The sequence below is a fragment of the Marinobacter sp. UBA3604 genome (assembly GCF_002375325.1).
GTDB lineage: Bacteria > Pseudomonadota > Gammaproteobacteria > Pseudomonadales > Oleiphilaceae > Marinobacter > Marinobacter salarius.
The window spans coordinates 18056-40551 of record NZ_DFMB01000046.1; the positions used below are offsets into that span (position 1 = coordinate 18056).

At 58.0% G+C, this 22496-nt stretch carries 20 protein-coding genes and 1 pseudogene; 11 read left to right on the forward strand and 10 right to left on the reverse strand.

The features are described from left to right. Positions 1-64 precede the first annotated feature (64 nt). From B2590_RS14075 to B2590_RS14095, 5 genes are all read right to left on the reverse strand, one after another. Positions 65-1705 (reverse strand): methyl-accepting chemotaxis protein, encoded by a 1641-nt coding sequence (locus tag B2590_RS14075; protein ID WP_286810286.1) that lies wholly within the window; start codon positions 1703-1705, stop codon positions 65-67. A 234-nt stretch (positions 1706-1939) separates the two neighbouring features. Continuing rightward, positions 1940-3970 (reverse strand): PhoX family protein, encoded by a 2031-nt coding sequence (locus B2590_RS14080; RefSeq protein ID WP_286810287.1) that lies wholly within the window; start codon positions 3968-3970, stop codon positions 1940-1942. Between the two features lie 152 nt (positions 3971-4122). Beyond that, positions 4123-4425, reverse strand: a complete 303-nt coding sequence (locus B2590_RS14085; RefSeq protein ID WP_007154470.1) for a hypothetical protein — start codon at positions 4423-4425, stop codon at positions 4123-4125. A gap of 134 nt (positions 4426-4559) precedes the next feature. Beyond that, the gene (locus B2590_RS14090) at positions 4560-4820 is read right to left on the reverse strand and encodes a hypothetical protein (protein WP_041332374.1); all 261 of its coding nucleotides are present in this window, start codon (positions 4818-4820) and stop codon (positions 4560-4562) included. 111 nt (positions 4821-4931) lie between these two features. Continuing rightward, positions 4932-6734 (reverse strand): acyl-CoA dehydrogenase, encoded by a 1803-nt coding sequence (locus tag B2590_RS14095; RefSeq protein WP_036209548.1) that lies wholly within the window; start codon positions 6732-6734, stop codon positions 4932-4934. Positions 6735-6885: 151 nt separating this feature from the next. Here B2590_RS14095 and B2590_RS14100 point away from each other — a divergent pair, with 151 nt between their 5' ends. After that, complete coding sequence (locus B2590_RS14100) at positions 6886-7881, forward strand: GlxA family transcriptional regulator (RefSeq protein WP_136633464.1); 996 nt, start codon at positions 6886-6888, stop codon at positions 7879-7881. Positions 7882-7995: 114 nt separating this feature from the next. After that, positions 7996-8160, forward strand: a complete 165-nt coding sequence (locus tag B2590_RS14105) for a hypothetical protein (RefSeq protein WP_007154474.1) — start codon at positions 7996-7998, stop codon at positions 8158-8160. A gap of 89 nt (positions 8161-8249) precedes the next feature. Here the strand turns inward: B2590_RS14105 and B2590_RS14110 are convergent, their stop codons facing one another. Next, the gene (locus tag B2590_RS14110; RefSeq protein ID WP_041332370.1) at positions 8250-10304 is read right to left on the reverse strand and encodes an NADPH-dependent 2,4-dienoyl-CoA reductase; all 2055 of its coding nucleotides are present in this window, start codon (positions 10302-10304) and stop codon (positions 8250-8252) included. A gap of 114 nt (positions 10305-10418) precedes the next feature. Here B2590_RS14110 and B2590_RS14115 point away from each other — a divergent pair, with 114 nt between their 5' ends. The 9 genes from B2590_RS14115 to B2590_RS14155 all read left to right on the forward strand — a co-directional run bounded on the left by B2590_RS14115 (position 10419) and on the right by B2590_RS14155 (position 19548). Further along, a complete protein-coding gene (locus tag B2590_RS14115; protein ID WP_075197056.1) occupies positions 10419-11231 on the forward strand; it encodes a crotonase/enoyl-CoA hydratase family protein in 813 nt (270 codons plus the stop codon). A gap of 309 nt (positions 11232-11540) precedes the next feature. Further along, on the forward strand, positions 11541-14348 hold the full coding sequence (locus B2590_RS14120) for a monovalent cation/H+ antiporter subunit A (protein WP_085679695.1): 2808 nt from the start codon (positions 11541-11543) through the stop codon (positions 14346-14348). Next, positions 14348-14719: a Na+/H+ antiporter subunit C gene (locus B2590_RS14125; protein WP_075197054.1), complete on the forward strand. Its 372-nt coding sequence runs from the start codon at positions 14348-14350 to the stop codon at positions 14717-14719. Before B2590_RS14120 ends, B2590_RS14125 begins: the two co-directional genes overlap by 1 nt. Continuing rightward, positions 14716-16233: a monovalent cation/H+ antiporter subunit D gene (locus B2590_RS14130; protein ID WP_286847961.1), complete on the forward strand. Its 1518-nt coding sequence runs from the start codon at positions 14716-14718 to the stop codon at positions 16231-16233. The genes B2590_RS14125 and B2590_RS14130 overlap by 4 nt, the downstream gene beginning before the upstream one ends. After that, a complete protein-coding gene (locus tag B2590_RS14135) occupies positions 16233-16721 on the forward strand; it encodes a Na+/H+ antiporter subunit E (protein WP_286810308.1) in 489 nt (162 codons plus the stop codon). Before B2590_RS14130 ends, B2590_RS14135 begins: the two co-directional genes overlap by 1 nt. Then, positions 16718-16987, forward strand: coding sequence for a K+/H+ antiporter subunit F (locus B2590_RS14140; protein WP_075197051.1), 270 nt, complete (start codon positions 16718-16720; stop codon positions 16985-16987). The genes B2590_RS14135 and B2590_RS14140 overlap by 4 nt, the downstream gene beginning before the upstream one ends. Positions 16988-17026: 39 nt before the next feature. Next, complete coding sequence (locus tag B2590_RS14145) at positions 17027-17359, forward strand: Na+/H+ antiporter subunit G (RefSeq protein ID WP_286810290.1); 333 nt, start codon at positions 17027-17029, stop codon at positions 17357-17359. A 72-nt stretch (positions 17360-17431) separates the two neighbouring features. After that, positions 17432-17713, forward strand: a complete 282-nt coding sequence (locus tag B2590_RS14150; protein ID WP_007154483.1) for a pyrimidine/purine nucleoside phosphorylase — start codon at positions 17432-17434, stop codon at positions 17711-17713. A 185-nt stretch (positions 17714-17898) separates the two neighbouring features. Continuing rightward, positions 17899-19548, forward strand: a complete 1650-nt coding sequence (locus B2590_RS14155) for a fatty acid--CoA ligase (RefSeq protein ID WP_286810291.1) — start codon at positions 17899-17901, stop codon at positions 19546-19548. On the opposite strand, the pseudogene B2590_RS14160 reads toward B2590_RS14155, so the two are convergent. The 4 genes and pseudogenes from B2590_RS14160 to B2590_RS14175 form a co-directional block, all read right to left on the reverse strand. Continuing rightward, positions 19545-20799: pseudogene (locus tag B2590_RS14160) on the reverse strand (D-amino acid dehydrogenase). The gene B2590_RS14155 and the pseudogene B2590_RS14160 sit on opposite strands and share 4 nt — an antisense overlap. 60 nt (positions 20800-20859) lie before the next feature. Beyond that, on the reverse strand, positions 20860-21213 hold the full coding sequence (locus B2590_RS14165) for a translation initiation factor Sui1 (protein ID WP_036209515.1): 354 nt from the start codon (positions 21211-21213) through the stop codon (positions 20860-20862). Positions 21214-21250: 37 nt separating this feature from the next. Beyond that, a complete protein-coding gene (locus tag B2590_RS14170) occupies positions 21251-21775 on the reverse strand; it encodes a DUF4136 domain-containing protein (protein ID WP_286810292.1) in 525 nt (174 codons plus the stop codon). A gap of 78 nt (positions 21776-21853) precedes the next feature. Further along, positions 21854-22459, reverse strand: a complete 606-nt coding sequence (locus B2590_RS14175; RefSeq protein WP_286810293.1) for a YigZ family protein — start codon at positions 22457-22459, stop codon at positions 21854-21856. Positions 22460-22496 lie beyond the last annotated feature (37 nt).

A 22496-nucleotide genomic window follows, 5' to 3' on the forward strand; every position in this document is an offset into this window, starting at 1 on the left:
TCACTCTCCTCTGGCTCCACACCCGCAGTGTATCACAGCAACAGGAGCCGGAAACCGCCAGAACTTAGCGGTTGTCCGGTTTGTAACCCAGGCGGAAGCCACCCCAGTGCTTGCCATTCACGTAGATCGGCACTGACAGGTCATGCATAACCTCTCCGGTATCCCGGCGGTAGGTCTGTAGCAGCATATTCTGGGTATGGCTGCCACACCGGGCACCGGTGCGGTCGTTAAACAGCCGTTTGCTGCGACTCTTTACCAGATCCACTTTCGGGTCGCCCGTTGGCGCATGGGCGAAATCACGGTTGTGGGTCGGCACATAGCCATCCGGCGCGGCGGCAATCGCGAAGACCATCGACGGGTGGGCCCCTTTCACCGCTTCCTGAACGGTGGGCAGTTGCTGATCGGTGAACCGATCAAAGCTGCTGGAATACTTCTGTGGATCGGTCTTGGGAATGGGGTTTCTTTGCTTATCAAACAGGGCGCTTTCTGCCAGTTGCCCATCGCGAACCGCTTTTTCAAAGAGCTTTCCAATCCGGTCCGCACCCTGCCGGGCCTGGTCGTAGAAGAAGCGGTGATAGCTTTCATCGCTGTTCAACGCAAATGCCGCGTTGGCCTCTTCCGCCAGTTCCATCAGTGTCGCTGCCTGCTGGGCAAGCGACGCAACGCTGGTATCGCTCTCGGTAATCTGATCCCGAACCGTTTCAATGGCCGACGATACCTGCTGCAGGCTCTGCTCGTTGTTCTGGTCAATCTCGGCAATGCGCGCCACCTGCTGCTGCACACGGTCAGACTGATCACGAATCTGATCAAGGCGCTCGCCAACGCTTTCAACTGACTCCAGGCCGGATTCAACGCTCTTGGCCAGGTCCTCGATCCGCGAAACAATCAGGGAGGTATCGGAACGTATTTCCTGCAGCGTTTCGGCCACCTCACCAGTTGCCTGCGCGGTTCGCCCGGCCAATTGCCTGACCTCGTCGGCAACCACCGCAAAGCCCCGCCCCTGGTCGCCGGCACGAGCGGCTTCAATTGCCGCGTTCAAGGCCAGCAGGTTGGTTTGTTCCGCGATGCCCTGAATGGTGGTGGTGACACCCTGGATCTTGTTGGATTTCTCGTTCAGTTCCTGAATTAATCTGAGGTTCTCGCTGGACTGCTCGTGCACGGCTCGCACGCTATTGATGGCAGAGGTCAGCGCATCACGGCCCTCAACGCTCACCTGACGGTTCTGCAGAGCCATGGTCGCAGCATCGGTGGCCTGCTGGGCGGATTCACGCACACTCTCGGTAATCTGACCCGCGTACTCCGCCATCTGTGCAGTTTCACTGACCTGTCGATCCAGGCGGTTTTTTAGTTGGTCGGCCGCGTGGGACACCTGGGCCGCAGAAATGGCACTTTTATCGGCACTGCCGGACAGGGTTTCCACCAGTGCCCGCCCTGCTTTGGCGTCCGCAAGGAGGCTTGCACACTGTTTGCCCAGCGGACTATCCGCTGGCAGCTTACCGGCGTTGAGCTGCTTGATGGAACGTTCAACCGGTTCCAGAACGCGTAACACCAGATACGCGGTGGCGACGGCCAGGCCAATAACCACGCCCGCCACCAGCGACGCGCTATCCAACCCTATCAACGGCGCCACCAGGAAAGCCCCAAAGGCGACGACAACGGCGACTGACACCCCCACAACCAGAACAGGCCGACTGAGCAAACCCATATCCACCTCTTTATTTTCATTATTAGTGAATGCATCTTTTTTGACGATTACTCGTGAGAGTAAAGAATTGACCTTTACTTATAACTGCTACTTTAGTTGACCAATACTGGTTTTACGGCAGATCGATGAAAAACTGAAACAAAAAAGCCGTAACGCCGGAGACGTCCTGTTGGAAGAATCCGGCGTTACGGCTGGCTCTTGTCGGTGTGCGCCCGTGGCGCCTCTATCAGGCGATCAGGCGCCGATCACACCGCCATCGTCCTTGGTTACGATAACAGTGGCGTCGCGGGGACGGGACTCGGCCGCGTTCGGCCAGTTACCATCCGGGTGCTGGATGTTCACGAACATGGTCTTAACGTCCGGTGTGCTGACAACGCCAGTTACTTCACAACCTTGGGGCCCGACGAAGAAGCGCTTGATTTCGCGTGTCTCCGGATTGGCGGCCAGCATCATGTTGTTGAAGTACGGGTCAGCGTCAGAGCCATCGGTCTGGATCCACAGCCGGCCATTGTAGTCAAACCAGAGGCCATCCGGGCTGTTGAAAATATTATCATCGTTCAGGGAGACGACGGCCTCACCATCGACAACAGTTTCCGTACCCTGCTCGCCGGCGAAGACAAAGATGTCCCAGTCAAAGCTGGTAGCCGTGTGATCGCTACCTTCTTCAGTCCAGCGAATGATGTGGCCGGTGGCATTGGGAGAGTTCGGGTTGGCGGCGTTGACGTCGTCGAACCCTGGCTGGCCCCGGTTCGAGTTGTTTGTCAGGGTGAAATAGACCTCGCCAGAGTTGGGATCAACGGCACCCCACTCCGGGCGGTCCATCGTCGTAGCACCGGCAATATCGGCTGCGAGGCGGGTATTCAGCAGAACATCAGCCTGGTTCTCAAAACCGTCGAACTGGATATCGCCGACCATGCCGCCTTCAGCCGCAGCAACTTTGCTGGCGAAATCCGCGTCGTCCAGATCCAGCGCCAGCCAGTCACCAGAGCCATCCTCGTTGAAGCGGGCAACGTACAGGGTACCCTCATCCAACAGGTAGCCACCGGCCGTCGCGGCGTAGTAGGGCTGAGACGACACAAACTTGTAGATGTACTCGAAACGGGAATCGTCACCGGAGTAACACACCACCGGCTCACCTTCCTTCGCCGGCGCAAAGATGACGCCCTCGTGACCAAAGCGTCCCAACGCAGTGCGTTTCTGGGGTTTGCTTTCCGGCGTAAACGGATCAATCTCAACCATGAAGCCATAGGTGTTGGCTTCGTTGCGATAGTCGTCGGTCGCAGTCGCCCCGGTCGGCGTGACGTTAAAGCGTACATACTGATCTGCGCCGCTATCCGCCAGTTCCCAGTCATACCTTGAGGTATCGTCAACGCCGTGTCGAACCTGCTCGCGCGGGCGATCCGCGTTCGCGTTCATAAAGTAACCGTGCCAATTCTCTTCCGCGGCCAGGTAGGTGCCCCAGGGCGTTGGGCCCATCGCACAGTTGTTCAGGGTGCCGCGAGTTTCGGTCGCGTCGGGACTGTAGGTTGTGACCAGCTTGCTGTAACCACGCACCGGGCCACGAATGTCCATCTCGGTGTTGCCCGTAATGCGACGATTGAATGGGCTGCCGAAGACGACGTCCCAGGTACCGTTGGTGTCACGCTTGATGTGGACAACAGACACACCGTGAGCGGCAATTTCCTTGCGAACCTCATCGGCGGGGCGCACGCCACCATTATCACCGGCGTTGGTCGGGCCATTGGCATGGAGTGCAGACTGATTGATGTACTCATGATTCATCACCAACAGGCCTTCCGTTGAGCTGTTACCACCGGCCTTCTGGTCAATCGGGAAGAAATGAACACCATCATGATGCATGCCCATCTGCTGTTCCTGATCGGCACCGGTGTTGGTGCCATCCGCTTTATACTCGGGATAGGATCCGGTGATCGGGGTGCCCCAGGGAAGAAAAGCCACGGATGAGTAGCCCTCGGGAACAACCACTTCATTGGCGGTGGATACAGCAACCGCTTTGAAACCAAGATCCGTATTGGCGGAACTTCCCCCTGTGGAGGAACCGTTGTCATCGTCGTCATCACTGCCACAGCCAGCCAGGCCCAACCCCATAACGCTGGCCAACGCGGCGCCAACGGAACCTTTCATAACGGTACGGCGCTGCATACGGGCCGCGAGGACCTGATGAAAGGGCGTGTTGCTTGAATGGTTGACGACGGGCTCGTAATTGGGATCCAGGTAGTTGGGATCCAGGTCATGCTTTGCCATGGTCCTGCTCTCTCTCGGGTGGGTTATTGGTTTTCGAGAGAACAGTGTCGGTGGGTTAGGTGACAGATTTCAGACAGTAAAAAGACAGTTTCTTTAACAATTTCTTACAACCAAAAAAGCCTGCCCATAAAGGGCAGGCCACAGACGCAATCTTATTGCATGGAGTCGCCGGCTTCCTCAGCGGCTTCGCCCATTTCCTCACCGGTCTCTTCCATTGCTTCGCCAGTTTCTTCGGCGGCATCTCCAGCAGCGTCCTTGGTTTCGTCCCAGGCGCTGTCATTCTGGCCGGTGGCATCTTCGTAGGTCTCTTCGACCGCATCGCCGGCGTCATCCGCCATTTCCTCAACGTTGTCGCCGGCTTCCTCGAGATCGACGCCTTCGTTGTCATCCTGGCTGCAGGCCGCAAGGCCCAGCGTCATCAGCAGTGCCAGTGCGCTCAGTGTCAGCTTGTTCATAACTGTGTCCTTTCTTTGGCGTGTGAAAACAACAGCGACAAGTCTACGGCCGTGACGGAGCGGGCACAATTACTTGGGAATTACGTTTTTGTTAGCAGCGACAATAAGTTAGCGAAAGCAATAACCTGTAGCCATTAATTGGCTCCGGCTACGACCTTACCGTCCAGTGTCAGCACGTGATCAAGGCGAACCATGTGCCCCCGCCCAAGAAAAACAAACTCCTGGCCAGCGCGACTGAAGAGATCGCGGATGACATCGTGGGTCGTACAGATCTGACCGGCATCGTCGCGATAGACAATCTCGGCCAGTTTTGAAGAGGTCAGATACTCCCGGAGCAAACTGTGAATTTCACAGCGTACCGGGCGATAGGCATTGGAGGCGTGTCCCGACGTCATGGCAGCTTCTTCCCTGTGGATGCAGCAGGATAGGAAAGCGCCCCGGTACGCTGAAACCTGCGTTCCGGGGCCAGCCTACAGTCTGGTTTAGATTGTGTCAGTCCGCCAGTTTCAGAACCACTCCGACTTCATGTTCATGCAGGTGTCGTCCTGGTTGCGGAGCAGCACCAGATCCTGTGCCACAGTAGGCAACTCCCAATGGAAGAAGTACTGGGCGGCCTGCAGCTTGCCCTGGTAGAAGTTCCTTTCTTCGTCGCTGTTGGCAGAACCGAGGGCCTTGGCGGCGGCGTTGGCCTGACGCAGCCACATCCAGGATACGATGATATGTCCGAACAGGTGCAGGTAGCAGGACGCGTTGGCCAACACCCGGTCGGGATCCTCCGACATCAGGGATTTACCCAGACTCTGGGTCACTTTCACTGCTTGCTGCAGGGTTTCACTGAGGGACAGCGCCCATTGCTGGCACCGATCGGTGGTGGCGGCTTCCAGGTCCACCTGCATTTCCTGCATCAGCAACTGCAGGCCGTGGCTCTGATCCTGCCAGATCTTACGACCCAGCAGGTCCAGCGCCTGGATGCCGTTGGTGCCTTCGTGAATCGGGTTCAGGCGATTATCCCGCCAGCACTGCTCCACCGGGTATTCCCGGGTGTAACCGGCACCGCCATAGACCTGGATTGCCAGGTCGTTGGCCTTCGGGCCGAACTCGGATGGCCAGGCCTTGATGACTGGCGTTAGCAGATCCAGCAACTTGCCGGCTTCCATCCGCTTCTGCTCGTCCGGATGGGTGTGCTGGTCGTCCATCAGGCGTGCGCCGTATAGGCACAGCGCCAGGCCACCTTCACTGTAGGCTTTCTGGGCCAGCAGCATGCGTCGCACATCGGCATGCTCAATGATGGGAACCTGGGGTGCCTCCGGGTTCTTTTCTGACGGCTTGCGGCCCTGCAGGCGGTCCTTGGCGTATTCCAGACTGTGCATGTAGCCACGATAACCAATCACGGCGGCGCCGAAGCCGACGCCCACACGGGCTTCGTTCATCATCTGGAACATGTACTTCAGGCCCTGGTGGGGCTCGCCCACCAGATAGCCATGGCAGGGTGCGTCGTCACCAAAACTGAGCGCCGTTGACGTGGTCCCGCGGTAGCCCAGCTTGTGAATCAGGCCGGCCAGGTTCACGCCGTTACGTTCAGTCGCGTTGCCTTCTTCATCCACGATGAATTTCGGCACGATAAACAGGGAGATGCCTTTTACGCCTGCCGGGGCGCCTTTGACCTTCGCCAGCACCATGTGAACGATGTTTTCGGTGAGGGACTGTTCGCCGCCGGAGATGTAGATCTTGGCGCCTTTGATCAGGTAATGACCGTCGTCAGTCGGCGTGGCGGAGGTGCGGATATCAGCCAGTGACGAGCCGGCGTGGGGCTCGGTCAGGGCCATTGTGCCGGTGAAGCGGCCGCTGAGCATGTGTGGCAGGAAGGTGCTTTTCTGCTGGTCGTTGCCGAACACGCGGATCAGGTTGGCGGCAGCGGTGGTGAGGAACGGGTAACCCGCAGTGCCCGGGTTAGCGGCGGTAAAGAAGCCGTTACACGCTGCCATGACGGATTCGGGGAGCTGCATGCCACCCAGTTCGTAGTCGTAGCGCCCGGCAATGAAGCCGGCATCGGCGTAGGCGTCAAAGGCTTCTTTGACCTGAGGCAGCATTTCCACCTGGCCGTCGACGAATTTTGGCTCGTCTTTGTCGGCGGCGCTGTTGTGGGTAGCGAATTTGTCACGGGCGATTTTGTCGGCGGTTTCGATGACGGCGTCGAAGGTGTCGCGGCTGTGTTCGCTAAAGCGCTCGCGTTCGCTGAGGCTTTCGGTGTCGAGTACTTCGTAGAGTTGGAACGCCAGGTCGCGGCGGTCAATCAGGGTGTCGGTCATTTCGGGTCTCCTGTTTATGGCGTATAGCCTCTCATACGGTTGTTTTTGTTGAAACCGGCGTTAATGACATAATCATGGTTAAAATTGCCATTTTTATTCTAGGTCTCCTTTTGTGAATGCGCGGCTTGTGGCGCCCTGATTTGGAGGTGGTATGCGAACGGTTTCTGTTATTGGGTTTGATGGGGCGCTTGCCAGTGCGATTACGGGGGTTATCGACCTGTTTCGACTGGCGGGGGTAACCTGGGCACGCATCAACGATACGCCTCCGGAGCAGCAGTTCACCACTCAATTGCTGACCGAGGGTGGTCGGCCCTGTCGGTGTATCAATGGGATAACATTGATGGCCGATGGGGACTGGCGGGACATTCCCACCGGTAATTCGCAGGCAGACCTGGTCATTGTACCCACGATTGGCGCGCCGATTGCGCAGGTTCTGGAGGCCAATCCCGGGTTGGTTGACTGGCTCGGCGGCTTCCGGGAGGCGCCAAACGGACAGGTCCGCTTGGCCAGTAACTGCACGGGGGCGTTTCTGCTGGCGGAGGCCGGGTTGCTGGACGGGCGGCAGGCGACGACGCACTGGGGGTTCAGCAACCAGTTCAGAAAACGCTTTCCCGGGGTAGACCTGCAGCCGGAAAAGCTGATTACAGTGGATGGGCACATTGCCTGTGCCGGCGGTGGTATGGCGTGGTGGGATCTGGGGGTGTATCTGGTGGAACGCTACGCCGGGGCGAAGGTGGCCCGTGAACTGGCTAAGGCGTTTGTTATTGATGCCGGGCGGACCAGCCAGGCGCCTTATGGAGCGCTACAGGCCCGGCGCTATCATTCCGATGCCGCGATTCTGAAACTGCAGGACTGGCTGGATGTGAACTACACCCGGCCGGTGACGCTGCAAGCCCTCGCCGCATTCGCCGATCTAACGGAGCGTTCGCTGATTCGTCGGTTCAAAGCGGCAACCGGGGACACCCCCACCAGTTACCTGCAGATTCTGAGAATAGAGGCGGCCCGGCAGCATCTGGAGAATTCGCGGGTGGCGGTTGAAGAAGTCACGCGGCTGGTCGGTTATGAAGATGTCAGTTCGTTCAGCCGTCTGTTCAGGAAGCATACCGGCCTGGCGCCCGGCATTTATCGGGCGAGATTCGGAAGGTAACCCGAGCCTGAGCGCTTTTGGCCCGGGTTATGCTTAGTTTTCAATACAAGGCCAAAAGCCGAGGCAAAACGTAAAAATAACTGACACAGGCTACTCCCTGTGGAGGGTAATACCATGAACGCACCGCAAAAAAACCAGCAATGCGCACTGCTCAGTCGCCTTTACGACATGAAGCAGAAACAGCTACTTCAGGCCAGCCAGCAGGCCGATAGCCTTCGCTATCGGGTTTTGTCCGCCGAGGCAGACGCCATCAGCGAGGCTCTGAAAGCCATTCGGTAACCCGGGTCAGTCACCGTAACGATGACTGACGCCCAAACGGGTCACAAATGATCAAGATGATCACTTTATGACCAAAATTGTCCACCCGGTCAGATCCGGGCAGCCACTTCCGTCCCCTGCCGAATAGCACGCTTGGCGTCCAGCTCTTCGGCCACGTCCGCACCACCTATCAGGTGGGTCTGAATACCCCGATTGACCAAATCATCAAACAACGCCCGGAAAGGCTCCTGACCTGCGCATATGATGACGTTGTCTACCGCCAGAACCTTGCTCTCGGTGACCTTACCGTCCTTGTCGGACAGCGTGATATGCAGACCGTCATCATCAATTTTCTCGTAACTACACCCTCTCAGCATCTCAACGTCACGGTGCTTGAGGCTGTTGCGATGTACCCAGCCAGAGGTCTTGCCCAGACCACCGCCGACTTTGCTGGTTTTCCGCTGCATCAGGTAGATCTTGCGGGGTGACGATGTCGGCTTGCGCTCAGCCAGGCCGCCCGGCCCGTCGAATTGCGGATCAACGCCCCACTCAGCCTGCCAGTCTGCCATGCTGACCTGCTCTCCCTCGGGGTGATGACCGAATTCGTGAGTGAGGAACTCGCTGACATCGAAGCCGATACCACCGGCACCTATCACCGCTACTGACTGGCCTACGGGCTTGTTGTGGCGCAGAACATCGAGGTAACCGAGCACCTTCGGGTGGTCGATGCCATCAATTCTTGGCGTACGCGGTTTCACGCCCGTGGCGATGATCACGTCGTCAAAGCCCTGCTCTCCCAATACATCGGCATCCACGCGGGTATTGAGCTTCAGTTCAATACCCAGAATTTCGATCTGGCGCTGGTAGTAACGCAGCGTTTCATAGAACTCTTCCTTCCCGGGGATGCGCTTGGCGTAGTTGAACTGGCCGCCAACTTTGTCATCCGCTTCAAACAGCGTCACTTTGTGACCCCGCTTGGCGGCAGTGGTCGCGGCGGCCAAACCGGCAGGACCGGCTCCGACCACCGCCACGCGGCGGCTGACCGGAGCCACCGTCAGGACCAGTTCGGTTTCGTGACAGGCGCGCGGGTTCACCAGGCAGGACGCCCGCTTGAGCTGGAACACGTGATCCAGACAGGCCTGGTTGCAGGCAATACAGGTGTTGATTTCGTCGCTACGGTTCTGCTCGGCCTTGCGCACAAATTCCGAATCCGCCAGCAACGGTCGCGCCATGGACACCATATCGGCCTTGCCCGCCGCGAGGATTTCCTCGCCTTTCTCCGGGGTGTTGATGCGGTTGGTGGTGCACACGGGAATGTCCACTTCGCCGTAAAACTTGGCGGTCACATCCGCAAAACCGCCCCGTGGCACCGACGTCACGATCGTTGGCACTCGGGCTTCGTGCCAGCCGATACCGGTATTGATAATGGTGGCACCGGCTTTTTCGATGGCCTTGCCCAATTGCACCACCTGGTCCCAGGTCTGCCCGCCTTCTACAAGGTCCAGCATCGACAGGCGGTAAATGATAATGAACTCGGGGCCGACCGCTTCCCGCATGCGGCGAACGATCTCCACCGGCAACTGCATGCGGTTCTCGAACGGTCCGCCCCATTTGTCAGTACGCTTATTGGTTCTCTCACACAGGAACTGGTTAATGAAATACCCTTCCGACCCCATAACCTCAACGCCGTCATAACGGGCCAGTTTCGCCAGTTTCGCGGCGCTGACGAAGTCATCAATCTGCTTATCGACCCCCTTGGTGGAGAGCGCGCGAGCTTTGAACGGCGTAATCGGCGCCTTGGTGGCCGAGGCGGATACGCTGAACGGCTGGTAGCCATAGCGACCGGCATGAAGCAGTTGCAGGCAGATCTTGCCGCCAGCGTCATGAACTTCACTGGTGACATGACGGTGAAGCATGGCGGTGCCACGATGGTTCATGGTGGACGCCAGGGGCGAAAGCTGGCCGACAAAGTTGGGTGAAAAGCCCCCGGTAACCATCAACCCCACTCCGCCTTCCGCACGCTCGGCAAAATAACGGGCAAGCTTGTGGATGTTCCAGAACCGGTCTTCCAGGCCAGTATGCATGGAGCCCATAAGCACGCGGTTTTTCAACTCGGTGAAACCCAGGTCGAGGGGTTTCAGCAGGTTCGGGTAGGCTGCGGTCATGTTGTTTCTCTTTGATTGGTCGTCTGGTCGTCTCGTCTCATGCGGACGTTTTCATCAGGAGGCAACATGGTAGCATAGCGGCCTACGACTAACGTATGACATGGAACCCACACTATGAGCACACGCGATTCTGAACGGGTACTGATCACGATTGAGGACGGTATCGCCATCGTGACCCTGAACCGGCCGGATAAATACAACGGTCTGGACATGCCCATGTTCGAGGCGATCACCAGGGCGGCCAAAACCCTGAAGAAAGACCGCAGTGTGCGCGCCATCATACTGAACGGTGCCGGAGACGCTTTCTGCTCCGGGCTGGATGTGAAGACCGTGTCGAAGAATCCGGTGAATTTCCTCAAGCTGCTGGTCAAACCTGGCCGCAGGATCAGCAACCTTGCCCAGAATGTCGGTTATTTATGGCGGGATGTGCCGGCACCGGTAATTGCGGTTACCCATGGCTACTGTTTCGGTGGTGGTTTCCAGATTGCGCTGGGTGCCGACTTTCGGTTTTCCACCAGCGACTGCGAATTCTCCATCATGGAGAGCAAGTGGGGGCTGATCCCAGACATGAGCCTGACGGTGACCCTGCGGGAACTGGTGCCCATTGATCTGGCCAAGGAACTGACCATGACCGCGCGACGATTCGACGGCACGGAAGCAAAAGCCATGGGCCTGGTCAGCCGCGTTAGCGACGATCCCATGGCAGAAGCAATGAACTTCGCCCGCGAGCTGGCCGAGCGCTCGCCAGACGCCGTCGCCGCCAGCAAGCTGTTGTTCAACCGCAGCTGGAACGCCACCGACAGAACCGCACTGGACTGGGAAACAAAGCTGCAGAAGAAGGTACTCGGGCGGGCTAACCAGCGCATTGCCGTTGCCCGGAATTCCGGCTCTCCCGACAAACCCTACCAGGACCGCCGTGATTTCTGAACGCGGATAAATGGTCAGCGTACTTGACCTGCGTAGACGGCCACGTATCATCAGCCAGGGTAACTGATTATCGGAGCAACCATGACGACCGCAAGGTCCCTGGCTAATACACATCCCGGCTTTTCACCGGTCGCTGCTGATGCAAAGAAGCATCGCGGCAGCTTGCCCTACTTCCCGGATCCACCCCATCACTGCTGATATCCTGGCCACCATTCATATGGTTGCCCGTGCAAGCACGGACACCGGGGGCTAAACTCAGGCAACATTTGCTTCTCCATCCATAAAGAAGAAAGCCAACAAGAGGTTGCGATGTCGCTACCGCTGGTCGTTTTACTGCCGTTTCTGGGAGCCCTGGCGGCTCCGCTGTTCGCCCAGGGCGGACGCACGGCAATTGCTGTCATTTCCTGTGTCCCTGCCATCATTGGATTGGCGGCACTATACCCCCATTGGGCAATCCTGGCCGACGGCGGCATCGTGCAGCACACCACCGAGTGGCTGCCAGCCATCGGGCTGTCTTTCAGCTTTCGCCTGGACGGCCTATCGCTGCTTTTTACCCTGCTGATCCTGATTATCGGGCTATTGATCATCCTGTACGCCCGCTACTACCTGAAGCCCCACGAGAACGTCGGTAAGTTCTACGCGCTTCTGCTGTGCTTCAAAGGCTCCATGCTTGGCATCGTGTTGTCGAGCAACCTGTTGCTGATGATGGTTTTCTGGGAGTTGACCAGCCTGACATCGTTCCTGTTGATCAGCTTCTGGACTCACAAGAAGGACGCCCGCCGCGGGGCAAGGATGGCGCTGGCCGTCACTGGCGGTGGCGGCCTGGCACTGCTGGCAGGCATTCTGCTGATTGGCAACATCGTGGGCAGCTATGAGCTGGAGGACGTTCTCGCCGCCGGGGATCTGATCAAGAACCACAGCATGTACCCGGTGGCACTGACGCTGGTACTGCTGGGCGCGTTCACCAAGTCCGCACAGTTCCCGTTCCACTTCTGGCTACCCCACGCCATGCAGGCGCCGACACCTGTTTCGGCCTATCTGCATTCAGCCACCATGGTGAAAGCCGGCATTTTCCTGATGGCCCGGCTTTACCCGGCCCTCGCCGGCACCGAACAGTGGTTCTACATGGTGAGCTTTACCGGCATGGCCACGCTGCTGATTGGCGCCTATGTCGCCATGTTCAAGCATGATCTGAAAGGCCTCCTGGCTCATTCAACGGTCAGTCATCTTGGCCTGATCACCCTGCTGTTCGGTATGGGGACCCAGCTGGCTGCCGTCGCCGCGGTCTTTCACGTGATCAACCACGCAATATTCAAGGCGTCCCTGTTTATGGCCGCCGGCATTATTGACCATGAGACCGGCACCCGGGACATGCGCAGGATCAATGGCCTCTGGCGCTACATGCCTCATACCGCCACGCTGGCCATGGTGGCAGCAGCGTCGATGGCGGGTGTGCCGCTGCTCAATGGTTTCCTGAGCAAGGAGATGTTCTTCGCCGAAGCCCTGGAACTGAATCTTCCCGGCCTGTGGGCCTATCTGCCTCCGCTTATTGCAACACTGGCCGGCATATTTGCCGTTGCCTACTCGGCGCGGTTCATACACGACGTGTTTTTCAACGGTCGGCCCGTCAACCTGCCTATCTTTCCGCCCCATGAGCCGCCAAGGTACATGAAGATACCGGTTGAGATCCTGGTCTTCGCCTGCCTGATGGTTGGCATGTTCCCGGCGTTCTCCGTCGGCCCACTGCTCTATGCTGCAGCGTCTGCCACTCTGGGTGGCGACGTTCCCGAGTATCACCTGACGGTTGTTCACGGCTTTAACCTGCCGCTGCTGATGAGTTTCGTGGCCTTCTTCGGGGGCCTGTTGATGTATACCCAGCGCCAGCGGTTTTTCGATTTCCACGCCCGTTTCAAGGAAATTGATGAAAAAGCGGTCTTCGAGGCCATCGTTAGCCGAATTTCGGACACTGCCCATACCGTTACTGCCTACATCGAGAACGGCTCACTGCAGCGCTACGCCATGTTGCTGATCGTCAGTGTGATTGCGGTTGCCGTGCTCCCGCTCTGGGACCTGGGGATTGCCATTGGCAGCAATGGGCTCAGCCCGGTGGACTGGCCCACGCTTATCGGTGTTGCCATCCTGGTGGTTGCGGCCCTGGGTACGGCGGCAGTGCATCGTGACCGGTTCTTTGCGCTGGTTTTGCTCAGCGTCGTCGGGCTTCTTGTTGCCCTCGGCTTTGCCCGCTTCTCAGCTCCGGATCTGGCGATGACGCAGTTGTCGGTTGAAGTGGTAACGATTGTCCTGCTGATGCTGGCGCTGTACTACATGCCGTCCTGGACGCCAATCGAGACGCCGAAAGGCCGCCGCATCAGGGATATTCTGATCGCTGGCGCGGCTGGTATCGGTATGACACTCATTACTCTGGCCATGCTGACACAGCCGTTTACGTCCATTTCGGAGTTTTTCCTCGAGAATAGCAAACCCGGCGGCGGTGGCACCAACGTGGTCAACGTCATTCTTGTGGACTTCCGTGGCTTCGATACCCTCGGTGAGATCACGGTTCTGGGCATTGCGGCACTGGGCATTTACGCAATGCTGCGCAATGTCGACCTGACCCCGCCTCCGGGTGATGGCCAGGGCCATCCCTGGACGCGGGATGCGTACCCGATGATGCTGCAGCAGATTGCCAGGCCGATGCTGCCATTGGCCCTGATGATCTCCGCCTATATATTCCTGCGCGGCCACAACATGCCGGGTGGCGGCTTCATCGCCGGATTGATCACTGCGGTGGCGTTGATCCTGCAATACATTGCCAGCGGGATGTCCTGGACCCAGGGCCGTATTTCAATCCGCTACCACAACGTCATCGGCCTGGGGCTGCTGTTTGCACTGATCGCCGGGGCTGGCAGTTTCGCATTCGGCTATCCGTTCCTCACATCCACGTTCGACTACGTTTACTGGCCTGTGGTTGGAAAGTTCGAGGTCGCCTCGGCGCTAATCTTCGATCTCGGCGTCTATCTGACCGTCATCGGCGCCACACTGCTGGCACTGACCAGCGTTGGTCGCCTGTCGCCCCATTCGGCCATCAAGAGTACCAACTATAAGGAGGGCTCATAATGGAGCTTGCATTCGCGGTGGTCATCGGGGCTTTGACTGCCTCCGGGGTTTACCTGATGCTCAGAGCCCGCACCTTTCCCGTTGTGGTGGGCCTGACCATGTTGTCTTATGGCGTTAACCTGTTCCTGTTCTCGTCGGGACGGCTGGCGACCGGTGGCCAGCCCATCATCGGCAGCGCGGAAACCTATTCCGACCCCCTGCCCCAGGCACTGGTGCTGACCGCCATTGTGATCGGTTTCGCCATGACCGCCTTCGTCGTTGTTCTGTCGTTGCGCAGCCTTGCCGACAACAACGACGACCATGTCAACGGCCGCGTTCCAGAACAGGACAGCACTGTGCAAAAGCAGGAGCAGGAGGGCGCCAACACATGAACCACTGGCTGACTGCTCCCATACTGATTCCGCTGATCGGCGGCATATTGCAGGCTTTTATGGGATACGCGCCCATCGCCTTGAGGCGGACGCTCGCCATTGCCACCACAGTGCTGATGCTCGTTGCTGCGATCGTCCTTCTTGTTCTCGCCGACGACGGTAGTTATCGCCTCTATGCCTTTGGTAACTGGCAACCACCATTCGGTATCGTTTTGGTGCTGGACCGGCTCGCGGCTCTGATGCTCGTCATGACCGCGGTGCTGGCGCTGTTTTGTCACATTTATGCCATCGGTGGTACCGACGAGAGCAGCCGTCAGTTCCACGGGCTGTTCCTTTTTCAGCTACTTGGCCTGAACATCGCCTTCCTCACGGGTGATCTGTTCAATCTCTTCGTTGCGTTCGAGGTTCTGCTGATTGCCTCCTATGGCTTGCTGATGCATGGCGAAGGCACCAGCCGAACCGTTCCTGGCCTGCATTATGTGGTTCTGAATCTAGCGGGCTCTGCCGTCTTCCTGATCGCCGTCGGCATGATTTACAGCGTAACGGGAACGCTCAACATGGCAGACCTGGCGGTCAAGATTCCGCAGGTCGCCGAAGAGAACCTTCCCCTGGTGAAAGCCGGCGGCATGATGTTGCTGGTGGTTTTTGGCCTGAAAGCCGCCATCCTGCCGCTCTGCTTCTGGTTACCCGGCGCCTATTCCAACGCCACAGCGCCAGTCGCAGCCTTGTTTGCGGTCATGACCAAGGTGGGTATCTACGCCATTATCCGCGTCTTCACCCTGATCTTTGGCAACCAGGCAGGTGAGCTGTCGGGCCTGGGTAAGGACTGGCTCTTCCCATTGGCGCTGATCACTCTGACCATGGGGGTCATCGGGGCCCTGGGTGCCGCGAGCCTGAGGAAACTGATTGCCTGGCAGGTGATTATCTCTGTTGGGACGCTGCTTGCCGCCATTTCGTTTGGCACGGTGGCCGGCACATCCGCTGCATTGTTCTACCTGCTCAACACCACCTGGGTGGCCGGTGGCCTGTTCCTGGTGGCCGATCTCGTTGATGGCCAACGTGGCAGCGCCCAGGACAAAATTGTCACTGCGCCACGGATCGCCAACCGCACCTTCCTGAGTGTGCTATTCCTGATGGGGGCGGTGGCTGCCGTGGGCCTGCCGCCCCTCAGTGGATTTTTTGCCAAGTTGCTGATTCTCAAGTCGGCAGTGACCGAGTCGGATGTTGCCTGGCTTTGGAGCGTGTTGCTGATTGGCAGCTTTTTCACGCTGATCGCCTACAGCCGCGCAGGCAGTATCGTGTTCTGGCGCAACGTGGAAGGTCATATTGAAGAACCTCAAAAGCTGACACCGTCCCTGTCTGTATCGGCAAGCGCGTTGATTTCTCTGAGTATCGTGATGGTCATCCTGGCAGGGCCAATCAGCCGCTACGCCGAAGATACGGCGGCACAGCTCCATGACACCAGCGCCTACACCGAAATCCTGAGCAAACCCATGGTTGGGGAGGAAAAGTAATGCTTGACCGCCTGAGCTTTCCACAGCCATACCTCAGCCTCATCCTGTTTGCCGTCTGGCAGTTCCTGAGTGACGGCGTTTCTGGCGCCAGTGTTGTCATGGGGCTGGTCCTGGCCTGGATGATTCCACAATTGACCCGCGGCTTCTGGCCGGACCCTCCCTTCTTCGCGCGTCCCTGGAAGCTGCCGCCGTATCTGGTCCTTGTCCTCTACGATATCCTGGTGGCCAGCATTTCCGTCGCCCGCCTGATACTCAGCGGCCGAGAACCCAAACCGATACTGGTGTCCTATCCCCTGGAGTTGACGCATCCGCTGGCCATTTCCATATTGGCCAGCACCATTTCCCTGACACCGGGAACCGTCAGCGCCGATGTCAGTGACGACAGAACGTTGCTGCTGATCCATGCTCTTGACGCCGAGAGCGACGACGAGGTGATCAACGCGATCCGCACCCGCTACGAGGCACGCCTGAAGGAGATGTTTCAATGATTACCATCGCGCTGTACGTCACCATTGCCATGGTTGTCCTGGCGGCGGTACTGAATGTCTATCGATTGATCAAAGGGCCAGATGCGCCGGATCGGGTACTGGCGCTGGACACCCTGTACATCAATGCTATCGCGCTGATTGTCCTGCTCGGAATAACGCTGGGTACACGCCTGTATCTTGAAGCCGCATTGCTGATCGCCGTGATGGGCTTCGTCGGTACCGTGGCGATGGCCAAATACCTGAAGCGCGGCAGCGTGATTGAGTAACCCACAAGGCAAGCATCCTGTGACCAGAGGTTCCCCGTTATGAGTCCCATTGCCGAATACGCCATTGCACTGTTACTGATCGTCGGTGGTTTTTTCACCCTGGTCGGCGCCATTGGCCTGGCTCGACTACCTGACTTCTACACACGCCTGCATGGCCCAACGAAGGCCACCACCGTGGGCGTAGGCGCCATTGTGTTGAGCTCAGTCATCTACTTCAGCAGCAAAGGAGAAGGTATAGGCATTGCCGAAGTGCTCATCACCGTGTTCCTTTTCCTGACCGCTCCAGTGAGCGCCAACATACTGGCAAAGGCGGCGATGCATATCGGCGTATCCACAACCGACAACACGCGTGGAAATACCTGGGACCAGTAACGGCAAATTTGTCATTGGAGTTGCACAAAATTCCCGTATAGTAGGCTCCCACAATTTTGAGGAGCGTATCCCATGCTGAAAGTTAACGAGTATTTCGACGGCAAGGCCAAATCCATCGCCTTCCAGACCTCCAGTCTTCCGGCTACCGTGGGGGTGATCAGCCCGGGCGAGTATGAGTTTGGTACCAGCAAGAAAGAAACCATGACGGTGATCAGTGGCGTATTGACCGTTCTCCTGCCTGGCATGGAAGAATGGATGACCTACGGTTCCGGCGAGTTTTTTGAAGTGGCGGGACAGGCCAGCTTCAAGGCCCGGACTGACATCGACACGGCCTACCTCTGCACTTACGAATAATTTCTCGCGAATAACCTCTCGCGAACACCCCATCGAGAGCGCAGACCGGGACCAGCGGGCCATTTAAATCCCGCTGCACCGGATCTGCGCTTTTTTATCGCCTAAAGGTTTCCGTAAGCCAGAAACTGTGTCAGATTTACCCCTCTTCTCGTTATAAATTAAACAATTGAGAGAGGCACCGAACCATGGCACAGACCCGCATCCTGAAGCCGGCAGACAACGCTCACCAATACCCACTGCTGATCAAACAACTGCTTCTTTCCGGCCCCCGGTACTCTCCCGACCAGGAAATCGTTTACGCCAACCGCAGCAAGTACACCTATACCGACCTGGTTGAACGTATCAACCGACTGGCCAACGCCCTCACCGACGCGGGTGTCAAGCCGGGTGATACCGTTGCTGTGATGGACTGGGATACGCCCCGGTACCTGGAATGCTTCTTTGCCATCCCGATGATTGGCGCCGTGCTGCATACGGTGAACGTACGCCTGTCGCCCGAGCAGATCGTCTACACCATGAACCATGCAGAAGACGACCTGGTGATGGTCCACGACGACTTCCTGCCCATCCTGGAAGGTGTGAAGGACGAGATTAAAACAGTCAAACACTACGTCCAACTGAGTGACGAGGCACAAGCGAAAACCACATCACTGCCATCACTCGGCGAATACGAACAACTGCTTGCCAAGGCCGGTACAACGTTCGACTTCCCGGACTTCGACGAAAACAGCATTGCCACCACCTTCTACACCACCGGCACCACCGGGAATCCAAAGGGTGTTTTCTTCAGTCACCGCCAGCTCGTTCTCCATACGCTGGCCATGACCGGCTCTTTGTCTGCGTATGATGAGATGCCGCTACTGAGGTCCTCGTCCGTTTACATGCCCGTGACCCCCATGTTCCACGTACACGCCTGGGGCGTGCCTTACGCGGCGACCATGTTGGGCATAAAACAGGTCTACCCCGGACGCTATGAACCGGAACTGCTGGTCGACCTCCTCAAGGAGCACAAGGTGACCTTCTCCCACTGTGTGCCGACGGTCATGCAGATGATGATGGCAACCGAATCCATCAAGACGGCCGACCTCAGCAACTGGCACGTACTGATCGGTGGCAGCGCCCTTACGCGCGGCCTATGTGACGCCGGGGCGAAGCTGGGCGTGTCCATGTACACGGGGTACGGCATGTCGGAAACCTGCCCGCTTCTCAGCACCACTCACCTGACAGCCGAGGATCTGGAACTGCCCCTGGAGCAGCAGACCTCCAAGCGCATCAAGACCGGTATTGCCGTGCCCATGGTGGAACTGGAAATCGTGAATCCAGAGGGCGAACCGGTCCCCCACGACGGCGAGGCCAAGGGCGAAGTGGTTGCCCGGGCACCGTGGCTGACCCAGAGTTACTTCAAGGAGCCGGAGAAAGGCGAGGAGCTCTGGCAAGGTGGCTGGCTGCACACGGGGGATGTGGCAAGCCTGGAAACAGACAACACACTGTTGATCAAGGACCGCATCAAAGATGTCATCAAAACCGGCGGTGAATGGCTGTCCTCCCTGGATCTGGAAAACCTGATCAGTCAGCATCCAGCCGTCGCCGGTGCAGCGGTGGTGGGTGTGCCCGACGAGAAATGGGGCGAACGGCCCCACGCACTGGTTACCCTGAAGCCGGGAGAGGAAGCGTCATTGGACGATATCCAGAACCACCTGAAGCAGTTCGTGGATTCCGGTGAGATCAATAAGTGGGCCATTCCGAACCAGATTGATTTCGTCGACGACATACCGAAAACCAGCGTTGGCAAGATCAACAAGAAACTGATTCGGGATCAGTTGCAGGAACACTAAAGCCCGGTAAACGCAAAATCCACATCGGGGGTGCGACCAGCCACAATGTCCGCCAAAGCGGCCGCGGAACCGCAGGAATGTGTCCACCCCAACGTGCCGTGGCCGGTGTTCAGGTAGAGGTTGCCGAAGTGGCTCTTTCCGATGTAGGGCACATTGGAGGGGGTCGCCGGGCGCAATCCGGTCCAGAACTCGGCCCTTTCCCAGTGCCCCGCATCGGGCATCAACTCTGCGGTGCGCCGGACGATCGTTCGGCAGCGGGTCAGGTTCAGTGCCCGGTTGTAGCCGCTCAGTTCCGCGGTGCCTGCGACCCGTATGCGGTCGCCCAGTCTTGAGTACACCAGCTTGTATTCATCGTCGGTAAGGCTGACGTTGAAGGCAGCGGCCTCACTCTTCACCGGCACCGTAATGGAGTAGCCTTTCGCTGGGTAAATGTTCAGAGTCAGGCCCAGTTTTCGAGCCAGGATAGCGCTGAAGCTACCCAGGCACAGCACGTAGTTCTCGGCACGAAGGATCTGGTGGCGACCTTCACGTATAACACTGACTCCGAGAACACGATCCTGGGTGTTCTCGAACCCCAGGATCTCGCTGTTGTAGAGGAACTCCACACCGGCTTCCTCAGCCTTTTTCGCCAGGGACTGAGTGAATCGACGGGCATCACCGGATTCATCTTCCGCGGTGTACGTGGCGCCGGCAATCCGTTCTTTAACTGGAGCCAGGGCGGGTTCCAGTTCGACGGCCCTGTTGGTGTCAATCACCTGACGATCACACCCCAGTTCTCGCATCATGCGGGCCGGCCTCAGGGCCGATTCGAATTCCTCAGGATTGGTGTAGAAATGCAGGATGCCTCTCTCGAGGTGGTCGTATTCAATGCCGATCTCCTGGCGCAACGCTTGTAAATGAGCGCGGCTGTAGATCCCCAGATTCACGATCTGCCGAAGGTTGTAAGCCGCCCGGGAAGCCGTGCACTGCTTCAGGAAAGCCATCGCCCAGCGCCACTGGACCGGGTCCAGGCGGGGACGAAAAAGCAGCGGTGCATCGGACCGGACCAGCCATTTAAGTAGCTTCAAGGGGGGCAGAAGGATTGGCCCAGGGCTCGGCGTGGGATACCGATATCTGGCCGCCGTTGGCATAACTGGTTTCGGTGCCTGCCTGATTTTGCCGGTCCACTACCGTCACGTCATATCCCTGCTGCCTCAGGAACCATGCGCTTGTAACACCAACAACACCTGCACCCAGCACCAGTACGTGCATCCATTTTCTCCGGTTGAACAAGTTCAGAACGCCACATAGTATACATATGAGTATACAATGTCAGCCACCGGACCGTTTCACCGTCCAACCTTTTTCCTTCAAAAGGGGCACCAGCAGGTCTCGCTGATCACCCTGGATCTCCACGGTGCCTTCTTTCACCGTGCCGCCGGTTCCGCATCGGGCTTTCAACACCTTCGCGAACGCTTTCAGTTCCTTGTCGTCCATCGGAATACCGGTAATCAAGGTAACGCCCTTTCCTTTGCGCCCCTTGGTTTCCCGACTGACGCGCACAACGCCATCACCGGAGGGGCGAGCCGGTGCCCCGCAAACACATTCATCAACGGGGTGGCGACAGTCCGGGCACATACGCCCCTGTTCCGTGGAGAACACCAGTCCCCCAGAACGATTCTTCATAACGTCCTCATGTTGTTTAAGAGCCCTGTTGAGACACTCACGCCCCGGGAGGGTATTTTTCGAACATGTCCGCGACAATCTCGTCGATCAGCTCCCGCCGCGACTCGGTTGCCTGGTTCTCATTCAGATAGCGCCGGCTTGCTGCGCGCCAGACGACACGGTCAGTCTCCGTGTCTACCAGCTCCACCACCAGCTTGCCTTCCTGGATTTCACGCACTGGCGGAGCCGACGCCAGCCCCCAGCCAAAGTTACCACTGCCGAAGCCGAAGCCGAGCCCAACACCGCTGCGCTCGAGACGCTCCTCCTCAACCACCTGCCAGGTGACAAGCAGATCCGCCTCGCTTTCGCCCACTTTACGCATGGCCTTTCGGTTCAGCTCTCGCTCAACCGCACTCTCTATCCGACCACCATCAAGCGAGGTGAACGACTGGTCCTTCCCCTTCGGTGCAAAGGCCCAGGAACTGTAGTTACCGAAGACCGCGTTGGAATCGTAATCGGTGACTACGTTGCTGGCACAGCCCGTCAGGGCCATCAAAAACAGGGTCACAACGATAGCTTTCATAATCTTGGTTGCCTCTTTCCATACTTCATTTATTAAAGTATACGCACAGTCGACACGAAGCGTTTCGCAAATGGTTCCTTAGCTGTCAAAACGGTAACCCATACCCCGTGCATCGCAAAACGCCGTGAATTCCTGATTCCGCTCTTCCACCAGGCTTACGTCAGCCGTTACACCGGCGCCGTACCCAACATTGTCAATCTCGGCACCGTTCTGGTCACACCAATGCCTGAGTGGCTGCTCATCTGCGAAGGTCATCGTCACCGTTACTCGTGACATGGGTTGCTGGATCACCCTTTCAACCCCTGAAAGGACAGCTTCGGTGGCCCCGGCATAGGCCCTGACTAGGCCGCCAGCCCCGAGTTTGATACCTCCGAAATACCGTATCACCATCACCAGCACGTCTCCCAGGTCCTTGTGCTGAATGACACTGAGAATGGGCTTACCGGCCGTTCCTGATGGTTCGCCATCGTCGTTCATGGCGGCTTCGGCGGCCGCGCCGGGTCGGCCTATCTGATAGGCCCAGCAGATATGGCGGGCATCCGGGTGGTCGTTCCGGGCCTGTTCGAGCCAGGCCTTGACCTCATCCCGGGACGACACCGGCGCAACCCGGGCAATAAACCGACTCTTTTTGATCTCTGTCTCCCGCTCAAGAAAGCCAGCGGGTATCGGGTAATCCTTGGACATAAAACCAGTTCCTGACACACAGCCATCATGAGGCCAA

What these genes read in the sequence shown, in the direction of transcription:
- B2590_RS14145 (WP_286810290.1), top strand. Translation starts at nt 17,027, where the DNA reads ATGAGTCCCATTGCCGAATACGCCATTGCACTGTTACTGATCGTCGGT.
- B2590_RS14085 (WP_007154470.1), bottom strand. Translation starts at nt 4,425, where the DNA reads ATGAACAAGCTGACACTGAGCGCACTGGCACTGCTGATGACGCTGGGC.
- B2590_RS14115 (WP_075197056.1), top strand. Translation starts at nt 10,419, where the DNA reads ATGAGCACACGCGATTCTGAACGGGTACTGATCACGATTGAGGACGGT.
- B2590_RS14105 (WP_007154474.1), top strand. Translation starts at nt 7,996, where the DNA reads ATGAACGCACCGCAAAAAAACCAGCAATGCGCACTGCTCAGTCGCCTT.
- B2590_RS14090 (WP_041332374.1), bottom strand. Translation starts at nt 4,820, where the DNA reads ATGACGTCGGGACACGCCTCCAATGCCTATCGCCCGGTACGCTGTGAA.
- B2590_RS14100 (WP_136633464.1), top strand. Translation starts at nt 6,886, where the DNA reads ATGCGAACGGTTTCTGTTATTGGGTTTGATGGGGCGCTTGCCAGTGCG.
- B2590_RS14120 (WP_085679695.1), top strand. Translation starts at nt 11,541, where the DNA reads ATGTCGCTACCGCTGGTCGTTTTACTGCCGTTTCTGGGAGCCCTGGCG.
- B2590_RS14110 (WP_041332370.1), bottom strand. Translation starts at nt 10,304, where the DNA reads ATGACCGCAGCCTACCCGAACCTGCTGAAACCCCTCGACCTGGGTTTC.
- B2590_RS14075 (WP_286810286.1), bottom strand. Translation starts at nt 1,705, where the DNA reads ATGGGTTTGCTCAGTCGGCCTGTTCTGGTTGTGGGGGTGTCAGTCGCC.
- B2590_RS14080 (WP_286810287.1), bottom strand. Translation starts at nt 3,970, where the DNA reads ATGGCAAAGCATGACCTGGATCCCAACTACCTGGATCCCAATTACGAG.
- B2590_RS14175 (WP_286810293.1), bottom strand. Translation starts at nt 22,459, where the DNA reads ATGTCCAAGGATTACCCGATACCCGCTGGCTTTCTTGAGCGGGAGACA.
- B2590_RS14155 (WP_286810291.1), top strand. Translation starts at nt 17,899, where the DNA reads ATGGCACAGACCCGCATCCTGAAGCCGGCAGACAACGCTCACCAATAC.
- B2590_RS14150 (WP_007154483.1), top strand. Translation starts at nt 17,432, where the DNA reads ATGCTGAAAGTTAACGAGTATTTCGACGGCAAGGCCAAATCCATCGCC.
- B2590_RS14135 (WP_286810308.1), top strand. Translation starts at nt 16,233, where the DNA reads ATGCTTGACCGCCTGAGCTTTCCACAGCCATACCTCAGCCTCATCCTG.
- B2590_RS14125 (WP_075197054.1), top strand. Translation starts at nt 14,348, where the DNA reads ATGGAGCTTGCATTCGCGGTGGTCATCGGGGCTTTGACTGCCTCCGGG.
- B2590_RS14130 (WP_286847961.1), top strand. Translation starts at nt 14,716, where the DNA reads ATGAACCACTGGCTGACTGCTCCCATACTGATTCCGCTGATCGGCGGC.
- B2590_RS14140 (WP_075197051.1), top strand. Translation starts at nt 16,718, where the DNA reads ATGATTACCATCGCGCTGTACGTCACCATTGCCATGGTTGTCCTGGCG.
- B2590_RS14165 (WP_036209515.1), bottom strand. Translation starts at nt 21,213, where the DNA reads ATGAAGAATCGTTCTGGGGGACTGGTGTTCTCCACGGAACAGGGGCGT.
- B2590_RS14170 (WP_286810292.1), bottom strand. Translation starts at nt 21,775, where the DNA reads ATGAAAGCTATCGTTGTGACCCTGTTTTTGATGGCCCTGACGGGCTGT.
- B2590_RS14095 (WP_036209548.1), bottom strand. Translation starts at nt 6,734, where the DNA reads ATGACCGACACCCTGATTGACCGCCGCGACCTGGCGTTCCAACTCTAC.